Raw genomic sequence first — 16,844 nt, 5'->3', positions numbered from 1 at the left:
TCAATATTATTGTCTGGTCGTTATACCGGAACAGGGAAGGAGTATGAACCTGATTCGCAAACGAAAGGGAGCGTAATGTGATGAGACAATGGAAAAGAGAGATGTGCTTTGTAATGCCGGATGGCGACTGGCGTCTTATCCGGCCTACAGTGAACGATGTAGATGTAGGCCTGATAAGCGCAGCGCATCAGGCATTCCTGGATATGCTGGCTGGATAGGTCAGTTTTAACCTAATCCCCAGAAGAGCACCGCCAGCAGTTGCGGAGTAATAATGCGCAGGAACATCACCAACGGATAAACGGTGGCGTAGGAGAGCGCTGCTGCGCCACTGGTGGCGTGCAGGTTGTTAGCGAATGCCAGCGCAGGAGGGTCCGTCATCGACCCTGCCAGCATGCCGCACAGCGTCAGATAGTTCATTTTTGCAAAGATACGAGCCAGTAAACCGACAGTAATCAGTGGAATGGCGGTAATAAAAATACCGTAGCCCACCCAGCTCAGACCGTCGCCCTGCGTCAGCGTATTCACAAAATCGCCGCCGGATTTCAGCCCAACCACCGCGAGAAAGAGCACAATACCTAGCTCACGCAACGCCAGGTTCGCGCTGGGAGGCATAAACCAGTACAGCTTACCGATACTGCCAATACGCCCCAAAATCAGCGCCATAATCAGTGGTCCACCGGCCAACCCCAGTTTTAATGCCACCGGGAAACCGGGGATAAACAGCGGGATTGAACCCAACAAAACCCCAAGCCCGATCCCGATAAACACCGGCAACATCTGCACCTGCTGCAGTTTTTGCTGTGCGTTACCCACAACATTGGCAACGGCATCAATCGACGAAGGTCGCCCCACCAGATTCAGGATATCGCCAAATTGCAGGCTGGCATCGCTGCTGGCGACCAGTTCAACGCCCGCGCGGTTCAGACGGGAAATCACCACGTCGTAACGTTCTTTAAAGTGCAGGTCGCGGATCCGCTTGCCAAGTACCTGTTCGTTGGTCACAACGACACGTTCAACGCGCAAATCCGTGCCCCGCGTTGACAGTGAAGTGTCCACTTCCTGCCCAATCACCACCTTCGCATTATGCAGATCGCCTGGCTGTCCGACCAGGTGGAGCAAATCGCCCATCTGGATAATCGTCCCCGGCGACGGCACCATTAACGTTTCATCTCGCTTCAGGCGTGAACAGATGATTTTGTCGCTGTTCAGAATAGGGACATCCTGAATCGCCATATTATTGAGGTTCGGGTTTTCAACACGAATGTTCATCGTCTGAATCAGCGTATGACCATTGGTCAGCGTTGATTCATGCTGCTGAGCTTCGGACTCGACGTTCACGCGGAAAATGAGGCGCATCAGCCACATCGTGAGCAAAATACCGCAAATACCGAAAGGATAAGCCATGGCATAGCTCATCCCCATCTGATCGACTACATCCCCCGGCGTACCCAGATCGCGCAGAATTTGCTGCCCGGCACCCAGCGCAGGTGTATTGGTGACCGCGCCGGAGAAGATCCCCAGCACCACGGGCAGCGGAATCGCGAAGATCTTATGCAAAAGCGCGGTGACCAGCCCCCCGATAATTACGATCAGCACTGCAAACAGGTTCAGACGCAGTCCCGAAACACGCAGTGAGGCAAAGAAACCCGGCCCGACCTGGATGCCGATGGTATAGACGAAGAGTATCAGGCCAAATTCCTGAATAAAATGCAGCATATCGCCGCTCAGGGTCATCCCTGCCTGATCGACAAAGTGTCCGACGATAATACCGCCAAACAGCACGCCTCCGATGCCAAAACCAACGCCCCGTACTTTTATGTTGCCGATCCATAACCCGACAACCGCCACCAATGCCAGAACGCTGACCGTCAATGCTATATCACTCATTCTTCTGTTCCCTGTGAATAACATCATTAAGTAAATGGATTCTCGCAGAGTACAGGCGCAATGTATGGGTGGTAAAGCACAAAAAAGCCCCGTCATTTCTGGCGGGGCAAAGGCTTGGAGCTATTTAGCTATTTAATGCGGGACGTTCGCTGATGGCGATACGTTGTGGAGCAATGGTTTCAGGCTCATTACGGGTCAAATCAATATGCAGCAAGCCATTGGTGAAGCTTGCGCCGGAGACTTCCATATTTTCAGCCAGCGTAAAGCTCAGGCTGAATGATTGAGTGACCAGCCCCTGATGCAACCATTTGGTCTCTTTTTCCGGCTGCTGCGGCGTACCTTTTACGGTCAGACGCGTGCCTTCCAGTTGAATATCCAAATCTTCCTGGCGGAAACCGGCTAACGCAAGGGTAATGCGGTAGTGGTTATCATCGCTCTTTTCGATGTTATAGGGTGGGAAGCTTTGGCTTTCACCGGCGTTTTGTAATGCATTGGCCAGTTTGTCAAAACCGATCCATTGACGCAGCAGTGGGGATAAATCGTAGTTACGCATAATATTCTCCTTCTAAGAAGCGAGTAAGTACCTTTCGGCTCCCTGACGGCAAGCCTGTGCTTAGCGGGGCCGCGCAAGCGGCCCGACAGATAAATTAGTTGATTTCGATGCGGCGCGGTTTGTTCGCTTCAGGAATCACGCGCTCAAGCTCGATATACAGCAGACCGTTTACCAGGTTTGCGCCGCGAACGTGGATGTTCTCCGCTAACTGGAACTTGCGTTCGAAGTTGCGTTCGGCAATACCCTGGTACAGGTAAGTACGTTCTTTTTGCTCGTCCGCATGCGCGCCTTTCACCACCAGCAAATTATCCTGAGCGGTAATTTCCAGCTCGCTTTCAGCAAAGCCCGCAACGGCAATTGCAATGCGGTAATGGTTTTCGTCTACCAGCTCAACGTTGTACGGAGGGTAGCCACCATTGCTTTGGCCCTGGTTGTTTTCCAACAGGTTAAACAGACGATCAAATCCAATAGCAGAACGGTATAGCGGGGATAAATCAAAGTTACGCATAATCAATAGCTCCTGAAATCAGCGAGAATGTTGGACCTTCCATCTTGGACAGGTCAGGTAGCCAGGACACCCATCAGGCATGCCCTTCATTTGTCTACACCCTAAAAATGGGTCTTAATACAAACTTTTCAAGCGTACTCCTCTGACTTTTTTTGCAGTTTGTTGTCTATTGCATACACTGGGGGGAGCAGTCGTTATCGTTAAATCGCGATTGCCGCCACATTGCGACAAGATGGTGATGTTATTTTCGCAACGGATCGCTTTAACTCACCATGCAAACACGATGATTAGCAGATGAAATAATGATGATAAAAAAAATGGTGTTAACACTGATGATGTGCAGCGGGATGGTTTTTATAAGCGGCTGCTCCAGCGTGATGTCACATACCGGAGGGAAAGAAGGGACCTATCCAGGCACCCGTGCCAGCGCCACAATGATTGGCGATAGCGATACGAACTGGGGAACAAAGTCGTTGGCTATTCTGGATATGCCTTTTACTGCGGTTCTGGATACGGTACTGCTCCCGTGGGATCTCTTTCGCAAAGATAACTCGGTCCGATCCCGCGTAGAAAAGAGCGAGGAAAAAACGCAAGCCACCAACGCCATTATCCCCCCAGCTCAAATGCCTGCGCCTTAAGTTAACGTCCGGTTTCTGTCACCCATAGCTGGCGGAAACCGTCGACGTCTTCCATCCAGGCAACCTGTCGGCCATCAGGAGAGAAGACAATCGCATCTGCTGAAGGTGGGTTGCCATGGCTGGTCGTTAAAAATTCAATCTCTCCCGTCTGCGCATCGCAGCAGGCAATTCGGTTTTCCAGCACAAATCCCAACCATCGACCCGACGGATGCCAGTTGAATGCCGACTGAATATCCGTGGCGCTACGGGTTAGTTGACGCGGCTCCCCCCCTTGCACGGTAATGAGCCATAACTGCACGATACCGTTGTCATCGCGCATCAGAAACGCAATTTCGGATGCCTTTGGATTACTGCGTACCCAATGGCGCGGTTGATTCACCAGCCCCGGGAAGGCGCGAGCGTGAGTAAACGTCAGGCGTCGTTGAACGATGCCGGCTGGTGGCGCAGGCATTGTTGCTTCCGTTCCCTCCAGAGGCGCATCGCCAGGCTGTTTCCAGCCACTTTCATTGCGTGGCAAATCAACGATAAACAGTTCCGGTACTTTTTCGCCACTGACAGACAACGTATCGCCGATAAAGGCCAGCGTATGATTTCCTACCCAACCCTCTTCATAAGCCCGGTTAATCTCATCGCTGCCCGGTTTGGGTTCCGGTGTAGTCTGACTGACCAGCACACACCAGTGGCTACCGCTGTACTCACGCGGATGATCTGCTGACACAGTCACCGGGCCATAGGGAACAGCCACGCCAACGTTACGTAAATCCAGTGTCGGAGAACGCTCATGCAGCACATGGTCGTTGTAGGTGAAGCTAACAAACTCACCGTTCGGACTAAAGACATGCACATGACTACCGCCACGCAGCGCGCCTGGGGTATATGGCGCGGTAATATCCATCGCATCCAGATTCGCCACTGCGCTCTGGGTTGCAATCACACCACGGCGATGATGAAAGTCATAATACCATGTTTCATCTGGGTTTTCTGGCCCATGAATAAAGACATACTGCTCAGACTTAGGATGAACGGTCACCACGCCGACATGTGCGCCTTGTGTAGCACGGTAAATGACGTCAACCTCACCATCCTGCACATTCACTCGCTCAATGGTTTCACCCGTAAATGACGCGCCGGAAGGACGCACATCATAGACCAGCCACTGGCTGTCCGGTGTCCAGGTGTTGATATTGGTAAGTTGATGATTACGCGCTGCAAAGGTGATTTGTTTCATGGCAGTGTCCCGGACAAAAAATACTGCTCCTTTTTACCACGCACAGCACGTATCCCATAAGCCTTTAGCGGGCCGCAAGCGCATCAGCTTGCTGAGCGTTCACTGCCAAAGTAGGGAAGTCCTCGAAGGTGTAGTAACGAATGGGCGGCGGTAACCGCTCCATTGCTGTACCCGGCCACAGTTGCAGCTCTCCGACAGCATTAAGATCAACGCCCTGCCAGTGGTGCGGCAGCGCCAGTCGCTGCAGAACAGCCTGCTCGCCGGGCACGCGTGTCGGCAAACGATTATCCCCCATCTGATAGTTACGCCGCAGTACCAGATATTTTTCCGGCACCCGACGCCGACTGTTCCACCAGCGACCGTCCAGCATATCGAAATGGAAACGGGTGAGTTCCGGCGACTGAGCGCCAAGATGGACAAGTGCCTGCCGAAGCGCCGTTCCCATCGCCACCTCGTAAACCCCCTGAGAAACCGTTTGCCCCTCCAGAATCAGTGACACCGCCAGGCGGGCACCAAGCAGGTTGGAGTAAAGATCTTCTGGCGAAAAAGCAGAAACACCTTCAGAAAATCCGGGAACAGACTCAAAACCGTACCATTGCGCAATTTCATGCCACTCCGCGACCTGAAAAGCCAGATGAGCGGCCAGCCAGGCTGCCAGCGTATATCGCGCGACTGGATCGGTTGGTGGTGTAAAGGCATTAAACACCAACCGGCGCTGGGCCAGTTCGGTATCCAGATCGAGCGTAAAAGCCTGCCCCAGTTTCGGCAGGATCTGACTAAAGATATAGACCGTCATATCAGCGGTATCACGAACGTGGGCGGTATCAATAAAACCGCCACGGGCGGTATAGAGAATACCGTTATTCTCACGGCTTAAACCGCTCAGGTTTTCCAGCCCGGCCAGCATGCTATCGTTGTACTGATGCAATCCAAGGTGGCCTGCCGGGACCACGTTATCCAGCTGATAAAACGGTACCGGCATGCCCAGAAATTCCGCATGCAAGTTGTAGCCAAATGCACAGCAAGGACGTAACCCTTTAGGCAGTGGCTGTGGCGGCATAGCAGGCCACGCGGTGGTTGCCCTCGCTGTTGCCTGCGGAGCCAGATCTAATGCCACCGGTAATACCGCCCCAGCACTGCCTGCGAGAAGTAATGCCAGTAACGACGTGGTTTTCAGCAACCTGCTCAAAATGCCTCTCCAACCTGAAAATAGAAACCGCTGCTGCCTTTGCCGATGCCATAATCCAGGCGTACGTTGACGCGTGGCTTGAATTCAAAGCGATAACCGACTCCTGCCGAGGGCAGCCAACGTCCGTCGTCCAGCGCACTAAATGATGGCCCCATAGTACCTGCGCCCAGCCAACCGACCACGCCGTGCCGCCAATCGAGCTTGCGGCGATACTCAAGTTGTCCGCTAACGACATTCTTATCCCGATAGCGCCCTTCGTAATAACCGCGCATGCGTTGATTGCTACCGAGCAGCGGCATCATGCTCCACGGCACTGATCCCTGGGTAAACGTGCCATCCGCCTCCCATGCCAGCACGTTTTTATCGTCCAGCGAGTGGTAACGACTGTAATGCAACTGGTATTCATCAAACCGGGTATCACTCCCCACCTCCGGATTAAAGCGGGTGTAGCGTACATCGGCATACTGTCCTTTACGCGGATTAGGGACGAAATCACGATCGTCCCAACTCAATTCTACGCTGCTCCCGGAACTGAGAACCGATGCCCCCTGCGGCGTGTTTTCAATTTTCGGAGGGTCGTTGTCGTCCATTTGCGCAGCATGCTGAGTATTCAGCGACCAGCCGAGTCCCAGATAGATGTTAGGTGCTAACCGCCGGTATAGCGTTGGACGCAAATCCAGGACCTGAGCGGTATATTGCTGTTTTTGGCTATCTTTATCTCCAGCGCTAAAACCCTGTCCCCAGTAGTAGGTTGGGGTATCTGTTAATGCGCCATTAAGAAAGAAACGCCAGCGATCGTCGGCGAAAAAAGCATAATTTTGCATCGTGATGCCGAAAGCCCCCGTCGAGCTAAAGTAACCGCTCAGCGTCAGCGTCGAGTTTTGACTCACCGTATCGTTCGGATCGGGTCGATACATCCCCACCACCGCCGTACCGATCCCCAACCCCAGTTCCGGGGTATAAAACGGCCCAGGCATCACTCCCCAGTCGATACCTTTACTGGCGTTAAAGTTATCGCTGGCGCCCAGTTTATTCAGCCAGCCGTCAACCTCGTTACGGGTCGGCAGCGCCGACTGAACGTATCCGGCAAACAGGCAGAAAAACAGAATCAGGCCGATGCGCGTCAAAAACGATACTCTCCCGCAGCAAAGAAGCTATTACGATCGGCAAAGCCAATTTCGGTGGTGATATTAAAGTTGCGGGTCAACTCATATTGCGCGCCTACCAGCACATTCCAGGGTGATTGCAGGTGCTGTTTAACATCGAAGCGACCATTGCCATCCTTGTTCGCAATATCCACCATTTTTTGCAGTGCTGCAGAAGGCATTGTGAGATCGTTCAGGCTGCCGCTAAATTCTTGCTGCACATCCTGATACATGCTGCCCACCCACAGATTTAACTTGCCGGATGGCATGTGCAGGGCCTCCACGCCGGGAGTGGTAAAGCGATAACCTACACGCGGAGAGACGGTAAAGGCATTAATACTGCCATCAAGGATATCGAACTGCGTTTGCGTATAGTTGGCATCAAAAGCCGTAAACCAGTTGCCCACTCCGCCAACCAGAGTCGTTCCTACACCGTAGGTTGTACCTTTAAAGTCGAGCTGAAATGCCAGATTCTGCAAATTAGCTGGTGTGCGGTATTTACGTGGTCCTTTGACTCCTACACCTATCTGCGAAACAGAGTGCCCGTCGGTATAGCCAATCAGGCCATAGACGTTCATAAAAGGCAGTAGCCAGGCATCCAGTTTTAAGGTTTCGGTTTTACTTCTCTCTCGGGTATTGCCAACGTTGATTTTAAACGCGTTATCCAATGAGTGACCGCGCAGGGAAAGACCGTTGAAATTAATACTGTCTACATTAATATTTTGCCTGATATTCATGTAGTTAATATTCACGCCAAACGGCTCAGGCAGGTCGTAGCCACGTTTACGTGCCTCCTCACCTAAAAACGGCAAAACAGAGTGGCTTGCGGTTGGTTTAGCCGCGGGTTTTGTTGGCAAAGAAGTAGCCTGACCATCGTCCTGATAGTCATACAGCGGTGTCAATGTTGAGCCAGAATCCGTCGCAGCCCAGGCTTGAAAAGCCAAACAGGAAGACGTCATCAACACCAGGCGGATGCGTGTGTTAGTCATAAGGAAACATAGTTGCAGGCAGGAATCGCCCGAATATAAAAGAAGGGGGGAGAGTATAGAAGTTACGTGCTAAGTGGGGGGATTAATGTGCGATTTCACATCTGATAATACAAACATGATTTTTATAACATTCTTAATGTTCTATGCCTGGCCGAAGCCAGGCACAACGTGTATCAGGAGAGAACGTATTTCTCAATTGCCCAGGCAACGCCGTCTTCAAGATTGGATTTCGTCACGAAGTTAGCCACTTCTTTCACCGACGAAATAGCATTATCCATTGCAACACCTACGCCTGCGTATTCGATCATCGCGATATCATTTTCCTGATCGCCAATCGCCATAATCTCTTCAGCTTTAATTCCCAGCGCATCGGCCAGTGATTTTACGCCCGTCCCTTTATTGACGCGTTTATCCAGAATTTCGAGGAAGTACGGCGCACTTTTCAGCACGGTGTACTTCTCTTTTACCTCTGCTGGAATACGCGAGATAGCTTTATCGAGGATCTCTGGTTCATCAATCATCATCACTTTCAGGAACTGGGTCGCCGGGTCCATTTTCTCTGCTTCACAGAACACCAGTGGGATGGTCGCGACGAAAGACTCATGTACCGTGTAGTAACTGATGTCACGGTTGGCGGTATACAGCGTATTGCGATCGAGTGCGTGGAAATGCGAGCCGACCTCCCTGGAGAGTTGCTCCAGGAAACGGTAATCATCATAGCTCAGCGCGGTTTGCGCGACGGTACTTCCGTCTCCGGCTTTCTGCACCAGTGCACCATTGTAGGTAATGCAGTAATCACCGGGTTGTTCCATATGCAGTTCTTTCAGATAGCTGTGGACGCCAGCATACGGGCGCCCCGTGGTCAGCACCACATTCACACCTCGCGCGCGCGCCGCGGCAATGGCCGTTTTGACCGCAGGTGAAATGGTGTGATCGGGCAGCAGAAGTGTGCCATCCATGTCGATAGCAATAAGTTTGATAGCCATGAGTTCCCCGGATTAAATGAGTCCGTCCTCATGCTAACGCGATTCCGCTCAAAAAACAGCTACGAAAAGGGGGATAGAAAGGGGAATCGGGATTCCCCTTTTTGTAGATGGGTTGCCGTTTGTAGGCCTGATAAGCAACGCGCCATCAGGCACAATACAACGTCTTGCCGGATGACGGCGTAAACCGCCTTATCCGGCCTACAGATTGGCTTAAATATCGATATTCGCCGCTTTCAGGGCGTTTTCTTCGATAAATGCACGACGCGGTTCAACAGCATCACCCATCAGGGTGGTGAAAAGTTGGTCAGCCGCAATCGCATCCTTCACAGTAACGCGCAGCATACGGCGGCTTTCCGGATCCATGGTGGTTTCCCACAGCTGTTCCGGGTTCATCTCACCCAGACCTTTATAGCGCTGAATAGCGAGGCCGCGACGGGACTCTTTCACCAGCCAGTCCAGTGCCTGCTCGAAGCTGGCCACCGGCTGACGACGCTCGCCACGTTCGATAAACGCATCGTCTTCGATCAGGCCACGCAGTTTCTCACCCAGCGTGCAGATACGGCGATATTCGCCGCCGGTCACAAACTCGTGGTCCAGTGCGTAATCGGTATCCACGCCGTGCGTACGCACGCGAATAATCGGTTCGAACAGCCCTTGTTCAGTGTTTTCCTGAATGTCGAACTTCCACAGGCTACCGTGCTGTTCATTTTCATTCAGTTCCGTCACCAGCGCATTAACCCAACGGGTAACGGTCTGCTCGCTCGCCAAGTCGGCTTCTGTCAACGTTGGCTGATAAACCAACTCTTTCAGCAGCGTTTTCGGGAAGCGGCGTTCCATACGGCCGATCATTTTCTGCGTCGCATTGTACTCAGAAACCAGTTTTTCTAACGACTCACCGGAAAGGGCCGGCGCATTGGCGTTGGTATGCAGCGTTGCACCATCCAGAGCGATGGAGATCTGGTACTGATCCATCGCTTCATCGTCTTTAATATACTGTTCCTGCTTGCCTTTTTTCACTTTGTACAGCGGCGGCTGCGCAATGTAGACGTGACCGCGTTCCACGATTTCTGGCATCTGGCGATAGAAGAAGGTCAACAGCAGCGTACGGATATGCGAGCCGTCGACATCCGCATCGGTCATGATAATGATGCTGTGATAACGCAGTTTATCCGGGTTGTACTCGTCCCGGCCAATACCACAGCCCAGCGCGGTGATCAGCGTCGCCACTTCCTGGGAAGAGAGCATCTTGTCGAAACGCGCTTTCTCAACGTTGAGGATTTTACCCTTCAGCGGGAGGATCGCCTGATTCTTACGGTTACGGCCCTGCTTCGCAGAACCGCCCGCAGAGTCCCCTTCCACAAGGTACAGTTCAGACAGTGCCGGGTCACGTTCCTGACAGTCAGCCAGTTTGCCCGGCAGACCTGCTAAGTCCAGCGCGCCTTTACGACGGGTCATTTCACGGGCACGACGAGCCGCTTCACGCGCACGCGCAGCGTCAATAATTTTGCCGACAACGATTTTGGCGTCAGACGGGTTCTCAAGCAGGTATTCGCTCAGCAGTTCGTTCATCTGCTGTTCTACCGCCGATTTCACCTCTGAAGAAACCAGTTTGTCTTTGGTCTGAGAGGAGAATTTCGGATCCGGTACTTTTACCGATACGACGGCAATCAGGCCTTCACGGGCGTCGTCACCGGTGGCGCTAACTTTCGCTTTTTTGCTGTAACCTTCTTTGTCCATGTAGGCATTCAGAGTACGGGTCATCGCCGCACGGAAGCCTGCAAGGTGAGTACCGCCGTCACGCTGCGGAATATTGTTGGTAAAGCAGTAGATATTTTCCTGGAAGCCATCGTTCCACTGCAGCGCAACTTCAACGCCAATACCGTCTTTTTCGGTGGAGAAATAGAAGATATTTGGGTGGATCGGCGTTTTATTTTTGTTGAGATACTCAACAAATGCCTTAATACCACCTTCGTAATGGAAATGGTCTTCTTTGCCGTCGCGCTTGTCGCGCAGGCGGATGGATACGCCGGAGTTCAGGAAGGACAGCTCGCGCAGACGCTTCGCCAGAATGTCGTATTCGAACTCAACGACATTAGTGAAGGTTTCGTGGCTTGGCCAGAAACGAACCTGGGTACCCGTCAATTCTGTTTCACCGGTTACCGCCAGCGGTGCTTGTGGCACACCGTGCACGTAAGTTTGCTGATGCACTTTGCCTTCACGACGAATCACCAGCTCCAGTTTTTGCGACAGGGCGTTAACGACGGATACACCTACGCCGTGCAGACCACCAGACACTTTATAAGAGTTATCATCGAACTTACCGCCTGCATGCAGAACGGTCATGATAACTTCTGCCGCCGAAACGCCCTCTTCCGGGTGGATACCGGTTGGGATACCACGGCCATCATCGGTAACGGACACGGAGTTGTCAGCGTGAATCGTCACAACGATATCTTTACAGTGACCCGCGAGCGCTTCGTCGATAGCGTTATCTACCACCTCGAATACCATGTGGTGCAGACCGGTGCCGTCATCCGTGTCGCCGATATACATACCCGGGCGCTTACGCACCGCATCCAGCCCTTTCAGGACTTTGATACTGGAGGAGTCATAAGAATTCGACATCAACGTTTCTCGCTCATTTTATCTTGGGTTAATCCGTTATTTTACCCTTTTCCACGGTAAACATCTTCGAATTTTCATCGGACATGTCTATAACGTGTTCAGCGCTGATTGCGCTGACAAAGACCTGAGATTGCGTGGCTTTTAAGCGGCTGGCCAGCAGCCCGCGACGCGCATCATCCAGTTCAGAGGCAAAATCATCTATCAGGTACAGGCAGCGCCGTCCGCTTTCACGGGTCAGGAACTCCCCTTGCGCCAGTCGTAAGGCGCACATTAGCAGTTTTAACTGCCCACGCGACAACGTGTCTTCCACCGGCGCACCGTCGGCGCGAATGCGGAAATCCGCCTTGTGCGGGCCGTGCGCGGTGTAGGTCAACATGCGGTCGCGTTCAAAACTGCGTTCCAGCACCTCAGCATAATCTGTCTCCTTCTCCCAGCCACGCTGGAAAGAGAACGAGAGAGAGAATTCGGGAAGAAACTGCTGGCAGGTATCTGCCATATCCTGCGCGATACCCGCGCTGTACTCCGCGCGCCAGGTGCTGATTTGTTCCGCCAGCGGGATAAGTTCTCTATCCCACGGGCGCAGTTGCTCATAACGACTCACCTGGCGCAGTGCCGCATTGCGCTGCTTGAGCAGTCGCTTCAGGTTGCTCCAGGCGGTGAAAAATCCGGCTTCATTGTGAAAGCATCCCCAGTCAAGGAATGCTCTTCTGTATTTGGGGCCGCCGTTGAGTAAAGTAAACCCTTCAGGCGTTATCAGCTGCATCGGCATCAGGTGCGCCAGTTCTGCGACCTTATGCCCGTCAGTGCCATCAATGCGTACTTTACTGTCGCCCTGTTTGTCTTTCGTCAGACCAATCGAGGTCTCGCGTTCCTCACCCTGTAAACGCCCGTGGAGGACAAACGATTCCTGCTCGTGGCGAATCACACGGCCAATCTGCAAACTGCGAAACGCCCGGCCATGGCCGAGTGTATAGATGGCTTCCAGCACACTGGTTTTGCCGCTGCCGTTCGCGCCAACCAGGAAGTTAAAGCCGGGAGATAAAGCGAGATCCGCGTTTTCGATATTGCGGAAGTCTTTGATTAGTAGTCGGGATAGCGACATATCAACTCATAACCAGGGCGTTATCGTCGCAGTTAGTCTGGTTACGGCCAGCGCACAGCAACCGGAGCGTACTGAAGTACGTGAGGATTGCGAGCACTGCCCGGAGCCAGAATAACAAGTAAGATAGCCCGATATTCTTTACAAGCGCATAGGCATGACGACATAGGCTGCGGATTGTGACGCTGCATCTTCAATCTGTACGCTGGATACGGAATCGGTCAGCATAATGCGCACATTTTCGCACTTCAGCGCATTAAGTACGTCCAGCACGTAGCTGACGTTAAAACCGATTTCCAGTTCAGTGCCCGGATAGGTGACGTCGAGGATCTCTTCCGCCTCTTCCTGTTCCGGGTTGTTGGCCGTGATTTTGAGCTGATTTTCACTGACATACAGACGCACGCCGCGGAATTTCTCGTTAGAAAGAATTGCCGCTCGGGCAAACGCCTGTTTGAGAATATCGCAGCCCGCCTCCAGATGTTTGTCCGGGTTCTTCGGCAGTACACGACGGTAATCCGGGAAGCGGCCATCCACCAGTTTGGAGGTAAAGATGAAATCGCCCACGTGTGCGCGAATGTTATTGCTGCCGATCTGCACACGCAGCGGGTTGTCGCCACCGTCGAGCATACGCATCAATTCAATCACACCTTTACGCGGTACGATCACCGAATGGTTAGGCAGAGACTGACCAACCGGCATAGAACAAACAGCCAGACGGTGACCATCGGTCGCCACGGTACGCAGCTCTTCGCCTTCAGTTTCAAACAACATACCGTTTAAGTAATAACGCACGTCCTGATGCGCCATTGAGAACTGCGTGGCTTCAATCAGACGCTTCATCGTTGCCTGCGGCAAGGTGAATTCGACTTCGCTCTGCCAGTCATCCAGATTCGGAAAGTCAGCAGCAGGTAATGTGGACAGCGAGAAACGGCTGCGGCCAGAACGCACCAGCATACGGTCGCCTTCCAGTTGAACGGCAATTTCCGCACCTTCCGGCAACCCACGACAAATGTCGAAGAATTTACGCGCCGGAACGGTGGTTGCACCAGGCTCATGAGCCTGGATCAGCGCCACGCGTGCCACCATCTCCATTTCGAGATCGGTACCGGTCAGAGAAAGCGTTCCATCCGCAACCTGTAGCAACAGGTTTCCGAGGATCGGCAGTGTAGGACGACCACCCAGCGGGCCGCTGACCTGCTGAAGCGGTTTTAATAAATGTTCACGTTCAACGGTAAATTTCATAGCGTCACGAAGATAATGTTCTGATTAAATTGGAGAAATCTTCTTTAATATCATGGCTTTCTTCACGCAACTGCTCAATCTTGCGACAGGCATGAAGCACGGTAGTATGGTCACGCCCACCAAACGCATCGCCAATTTCCGGCAGACTGTGGTTAGTGAGCTCTTTTGCCAGCGCCATCGCCATCTGGCGCGGACGAGCTACCGAGCGAGATCGACGCTTAGAAAGCAGATCCGCAATTTTGATTTTGTAATACTCCGCCACCGTCTTTTGAATATTGTCGATGGTGACCAGTTTTTCCTGCAATGCCAGCAAATCGCGCAGCGCTTCACGCACGAAATCGATAGTAATCGCCCGGCCAGTAAAGTTAGCGTTGGCGATCACGCGGTTCAGTGCGCCTTCCAGTTCACGCACGTTAGAGCGTAGGCGCTTGGCAATAAAGAACGCCACCTCACCCGGCAGACGAATGTCGTTTTCATCTGCTTTTTTCATCAGGATCGCTACGCGCGTCTCCAGTTCAGGCGGTTCGATCGCGACGGTCAGCCCCCAGCCGAAGCGGGATTTCAGACGATCTTCAACGCCGTTGATCTCCTTCGGATAGCGATCCGATGTCAGGATGATCTGCTGATTACCTTCCAGCAGGGCATTAAAGGTGTGGAAAAATTCTTCCTGCGAACGTTCTTTATTGGCAAAGAATTGAATATCGTCAATCAGCAACGCATCAACGGAACGGTAATAGCGTTTAAACTCTTCGATCGCATTGTTTTGCAGGGCTTTAACCATGTCCTGCACAAAACGCTCGGAGTGCATATATACCACTTTTGCGTTCGGCTTACGCGCCATAATACCGTTACCTACAGCGTGCAGCAGGTGGGTTTTACCCAGACCTGTACCACCATAAAGGAATAACGGATTGTAGGCGCCGCCAGGATTGTCCGCCACCTGACGTGCCGCCGCGCGCGCCAGTTGGTTAGATTTACCTTCAACGAAGTTATCAAACGTATGTTTGACGTTGACGTTAGAGCGATAGGTAGGTTCTGCCGGGGCTGGTACGTTATCCCAGCCGGGACGCGCCGCCGGAGCGACTCGTTGCGGTTGCACTTGTTGAGCCACATGCGCAGGTGTAACGATGTTATTCACCGGCGTCTTCAGCGTTTGCGTGACAGGTTTAGTGCCAACCTCAAAACGCAGCTGTGGGGCATCTGCTCCGCAGAAACTATTCAGCAATCCATTAATATTATTGAGGTATTTATCCCTTACCCAATCGAGCACAAAACGGTTTGGCGCATACAAAGCCAGCGTGTTATCGCTCAGTTCCGCCTGCAACGGGCGTATCCACATACTGAATTCTGTGGCTGGTAACTCATCCTGCAATCGGGCAAGACACTGCTGCCAAAGCGAAAGTGACACGGCGGACTCCACTCGAACAAAAGTCGATAAATGACAAAGGCTGAAACATTCATGATTGTTGACGCACATCGACAAGACCCTATGCAAAGGGTGACGTGCGAATTGCTATCTGCAATTTTTACCCGATCAGGATCCAATGAAACGATCAGGACCGCGGATCATAGCGTAAACTGAGAAAGAGATCTTCTGTTTCTCACAGATTCTTCCCGATTTATCCACAGGATGATCCAGAATCGGCTAAGTGTAAACGATCCTGGAGAAGTGCTGCAGGTTTTCGCGCGCATATTGAAAAAATTAATGAGTAAAGATGCTTTACTGCTTAAACGATCTAATAAAGATCCCGAGCGATCCTTGCGCTTTATCCACCAGCCCGTATAATTCTTACCCCCAGCGAGTAACGGTCGCCTTACGGCGTCAACGCTGCCTGTTTTTTACACAAAACCACGTGAAAAAAAACGGGATATAAGGAAAGAGAATTGACTCCGGAGTGTACAATTATTACAATCCGGCCTCTTTAATCACCCACACTGTGGCGTAAGTCGTTCGAAATTCGTTCGGGTATACGCAAAAGTCAGTGAATTTATTCAAGTTTAGGTAGAAATCGCCATGAAACGCACTTTTCAACCGTCTGTACTGAAGCGCAACCGTTCTCACGGCTTCCGTGCTCGTATGGCAAATAAAAATGGTCGTCAGGTTCTGGCACGTCGTCGTGCTAAAGGCCGTTCTCGTCTGACCGTTTCTAAGTAATAAAAGCTAGCCCCTGAGTGGTTAAGCTCGCATTTCCCAGGGAGTTACGTTTGTTAACTCCCACTCATTTCACATTCGTCTTCCAGCAGCCACAACGGGCTGGCACGCCGCAAATCACCATCCTCGGCCGCCTGAATTCGCTGGGGCATCCCCGTATCGGTCTTACAGTCGCCAAGAAAAATGTTAAACGTGCGCATGAACGTAATCGGATTAAACGTCTGACGCGTGAAAGCTTTCGTTTACGTCAGCACGAGCTTCCAGCAATGGATTTCGTGGTGGTGGCGAAAAAAGGGGTTGCCGACCTCGATAACCGTGCTCTCTCGGAAGCGTTGGAAAAATTATGGCGTCGCCATTGTCGCCTGGCTCGCGGGTCCTGATAGCCCTCATTCGGGTCTATCAACGCCTTATCAGTCCGCTGCTTGGGCCGCATTGCCGTTTCACTCCAACCTGTTCGAGCTACGGAATTGAGGCATTGCGCAGGTTTGGAGTGATAAAAGGCAGTTGGTTGACGGTGAAACGCGTATTAAAATGCCACCCTTTACACCCTGGTGGTGACGATCCCGTCCCGCCCGGACCATTTGATACCAGAGAACACTAACG

18 protein-coding genes and 1 other annotated feature are annotated in these 16,844 nt (G+C 52.2%); of the genes, 6 read left to right on the top strand and 12 right to left on the bottom strand.

The features are described from left to right. Positions 1-80: 80 nt before the first annotated feature. Entirely contained in the window at positions 81-218 is a 138-nt protein-coding gene (locus tag QMN38_RS15455; RefSeq protein ID WP_323605302.1) for a hypothetical protein, read from the top strand. 7 nt (positions 219-225) lie between these two features. Here the strand turns inward: QMN38_RS15455 and QMN38_RS15450 are convergent, their stop codons facing one another. The 3 genes from QMN38_RS15450 to ibpA form a co-directional block, all read right to left on the bottom strand. Beyond that, a complete protein-coding gene (locus tag QMN38_RS15450) occupies positions 226-1,887 on the bottom strand; it encodes a putative transporter (protein WP_137382182.1) in 1,662 nt (553 codons plus the stop codon). Between the two features lie 124 nt (positions 1,888-2,011). Continuing rightward, complete coding sequence (gene ibpB, locus QMN38_RS15445; RefSeq protein WP_005121488.1) at positions 2,012-2,440, bottom strand: small heat shock chaperone IbpB; 429 nt, start codon at positions 2,438-2,440, stop codon at positions 2,012-2,014. A 94-nt stretch (positions 2,441-2,534) separates the two neighbouring features. Then, positions 2,535-2,948 (bottom strand): small heat shock chaperone IbpA, encoded by a 414-nt coding sequence (ibpA, locus tag QMN38_RS15440; RefSeq protein WP_040231504.1) that lies wholly within the window; start codon positions 2,946-2,948, stop codon positions 2,535-2,537. Then, positions 2,942-3,014: a sequence feature (ROSE (Repression Of Heat Shock gene Expression) occurs in the 5'-region of heat shock genes and acts as an RNA thermometer to modulate expression.), on the bottom strand. It overlaps the preceding gene by 7 nt. A 239-nt stretch (positions 3,015-3,253) precedes the next feature. On the opposite strand from ibpA, the gene QMN38_RS15435 reads away from it, so the two are divergent. Next, positions 3,254-3,586 carry a YceK/YidQ family lipoprotein gene (locus QMN38_RS15435; protein ID WP_323605355.1) on the top strand — a complete coding sequence of 111 codons (333 nt, stop codon included), beginning with the start codon at positions 3,254-3,256 and terminating at the stop codon, positions 3,584-3,586. 1 nt (position 3,587) lies between these two features. On the opposite strand, the gene QMN38_RS15430 is transcribed toward QMN38_RS15435, so the two are convergent. The 9 genes from QMN38_RS15430 to dnaA all read right to left on the bottom strand — a co-directional run bounded on the left by QMN38_RS15430 (position 3,588) and on the right by dnaA (position 15,497). Further along, positions 3,588-4,814, bottom strand: coding sequence for a YidR family protein (locus QMN38_RS15430; RefSeq protein ID WP_323605301.1), 1,227 nt, complete (start codon positions 4,812-4,814; stop codon positions 3,588-3,590). A gap of 64 nt (positions 4,815-4,878) precedes the next feature. After that, positions 4,879-6,003: a DUF4056 domain-containing protein gene (locus tag QMN38_RS15425; RefSeq protein WP_323605300.1), complete on the bottom strand. Its 1,125-nt coding sequence runs from the start codon at positions 6,001-6,003 to the stop codon at positions 4,879-4,881. Then, on the bottom strand, positions 6,000-7,121 hold the full coding sequence (locus QMN38_RS15420) for a BamA/TamA family outer membrane protein (RefSeq protein ID WP_416348264.1): 1,122 nt from the start codon (positions 7,119-7,121) through the stop codon (positions 6,000-6,002). Before QMN38_RS15420 ends, QMN38_RS15425 begins: the two co-directional genes overlap by 4 nt. A gap of 5 nt (positions 7,122-7,126) precedes the next feature. Next, the gene (locus QMN38_RS15415) at positions 7,127-8,137 is read right to left on the bottom strand and encodes a hypothetical protein (RefSeq protein ID WP_271449748.1); all 1,011 of its coding nucleotides are present in this window, start codon (positions 8,135-8,137) and stop codon (positions 7,127-7,129) included. A 173-nt stretch (positions 8,138-8,310) separates the two neighbouring features. After that, a complete protein-coding gene (yidA, locus tag QMN38_RS15410; protein WP_271441436.1) occupies positions 8,311-9,123 on the bottom strand; it encodes a sugar-phosphatase in 813 nt (270 codons plus the stop codon). A 210-nt stretch (positions 9,124-9,333) separates the two neighbouring features. Further along, the gene (gyrB, locus tag QMN38_RS15405) at positions 9,334-11,748 is read right to left on the bottom strand and encodes a DNA topoisomerase (ATP-hydrolyzing) subunit B (RefSeq protein WP_271441437.1); all 2,415 of its coding nucleotides are present in this window, start codon (positions 11,746-11,748) and stop codon (positions 9,334-9,336) included. A 28-nt stretch (positions 11,749-11,776) separates the two neighbouring features. Beyond that, positions 11,777-12,850, bottom strand: a complete 1,074-nt coding sequence (gene recF / locus QMN38_RS15400; protein ID WP_271441438.1) for a DNA replication/repair protein RecF — start codon at positions 12,848-12,850, stop codon at positions 11,777-11,779. Positions 12,851-12,988: 138 nt separating this feature from the next. Next, positions 12,989-14,089 (bottom strand): DNA polymerase III subunit beta, encoded by a 1,101-nt coding sequence (dnaN, locus tag QMN38_RS15395; RefSeq protein ID WP_137382192.1) that lies wholly within the window; start codon positions 14,087-14,089, stop codon positions 12,989-12,991. Positions 14,090-14,093: 4 nt separating this feature from the next. Next, entirely contained in the window at positions 14,094-15,497 is a 1,404-nt protein-coding gene (gene dnaA, locus QMN38_RS15390; protein ID WP_271449746.1) for a chromosomal replication initiator protein DnaA, read from the bottom strand. Positions 15,498-15,719: 222 nt separating this feature from the next. On the opposite strand from dnaA, the gene QMN38_RS27205 reads away from it, so the two are divergent. From QMN38_RS27205 to yidD, 4 genes are all read left to right on the top strand, one after another. Continuing rightward, positions 15,720-15,875 carry a hypothetical protein gene (locus tag QMN38_RS27205; protein ID WP_423244543.1) on the top strand — a complete coding sequence of 52 codons (156 nt, stop codon included), beginning with the start codon at positions 15,720-15,722 and terminating at the stop codon, positions 15,873-15,875. Between the two features lie 228 nt (positions 15,876-16,103). Next, positions 16,104-16,244, top strand: coding sequence for a 50S ribosomal protein L34 (gene rpmH, locus QMN38_RS15385; RefSeq protein WP_003023858.1), 141 nt, complete (start codon positions 16,104-16,106; stop codon positions 16,242-16,244). Positions 16,245-16,261: 17 nt separating this feature from the next. Continuing rightward, a complete protein-coding gene (gene rnpA, locus QMN38_RS15380; RefSeq protein ID WP_003844432.1) occupies positions 16,262-16,621 on the top strand; it encodes a ribonuclease P protein component in 360 nt (119 codons plus the stop codon). Then, a complete protein-coding gene (yidD, locus tag QMN38_RS15375) occupies positions 16,585-16,842 on the top strand; it encodes a membrane protein insertion efficiency factor YidD (RefSeq protein ID WP_003023846.1) in 258 nt (85 codons plus the stop codon). The genes rnpA and yidD overlap by 37 nt, the downstream gene beginning before the upstream one ends. The last annotated feature ends 2 nt before the right edge of the window (positions 16,843-16,844 follow it).

The sequence above is a fragment of the Citrobacter sp. R-1.5.2 genome, from assembly GCF_035064245.1.
Taxonomy (GTDB): domain Bacteria; phylum Pseudomonadota; class Gammaproteobacteria; order Enterobacterales; family Enterobacteriaceae; genus Citrobacter.
This window is presented reverse-complemented; position numbering and strand designations above follow the sequence as displayed.

Coding starts and splice junctions, on each gene's coding strand:
- QMN38_RS15455 (WP_323605302.1), top strand. CDS start 81: ATGAGACAATGGAAAAGAGAGATGTGCTTTGTAATGCCGGATGGCGAC.
- QMN38_RS15450 (WP_137382182.1), bottom strand. CDS start 1,887: ATGAGTGATATAGCATTGACGGTCAGCGTTCTGGCATTGGTGGCGGTT.
- ibpB (WP_005121488.1), bottom strand. CDS start 2,440: ATGCGTAACTACGATTTATCCCCACTGCTGCGTCAATGGATCGGTTTT.
- ibpA (WP_040231504.1), bottom strand. CDS start 2,948: ATGCGTAACTTTGATTTATCCCCGCTATACCGTTCTGCTATTGGATTT.
- QMN38_RS15435 (WP_323605355.1), top strand. CDS start 3,254: ATGATAAAAAAAATGGTGTTAACACTGATGATGTGCAGCGGGATGGTT.
- QMN38_RS15430 (WP_323605301.1), bottom strand. CDS start 4,814: ATGAAACAAATCACCTTTGCAGCGCGTAATCATCAACTTACCAATATC.
- QMN38_RS15415 (WP_271449748.1), bottom strand. CDS start 8,137: ATGACTAACACACGCATCCGCCTGGTGTTGATGACGTCTTCCTGTTTG.
- yidA (WP_271441436.1), bottom strand. CDS start 9,123: ATGGCTATCAAACTTATTGCTATCGACATGGATGGCACACTTCTGCTG.
- gyrB (WP_271441437.1), bottom strand. CDS start 11,748: ATGTCGAATTCTTATGACTCCTCCAGTATCAAAGTCCTGAAAGGGCTG.
- recF (WP_271441438.1), bottom strand. CDS start 12,850: ATGTCGCTATCCCGACTACTAATCAAAGACTTCCGCAATATCGAAAAC.
- dnaN (WP_137382192.1), bottom strand. CDS start 14,089: ATGAAATTTACCGTTGAACGTGAACATTTATTAAAACCGCTTCAGCAG.
- QMN38_RS27205 (WP_423244543.1), top strand. CDS start 15,720: ATGATCCAGAATCGGCTAAGTGTAAACGATCCTGGAGAAGTGCTGCAG.
- rpmH (WP_003023858.1), top strand. CDS start 16,104: ATGAAACGCACTTTTCAACCGTCTGTACTGAAGCGCAACCGTTCTCAC.
- yidD (WP_003023846.1), top strand. CDS start 16,585: ATGGCGTCGCCATTGTCGCCTGGCTCGCGGGTCCTGATAGCCCTCATT.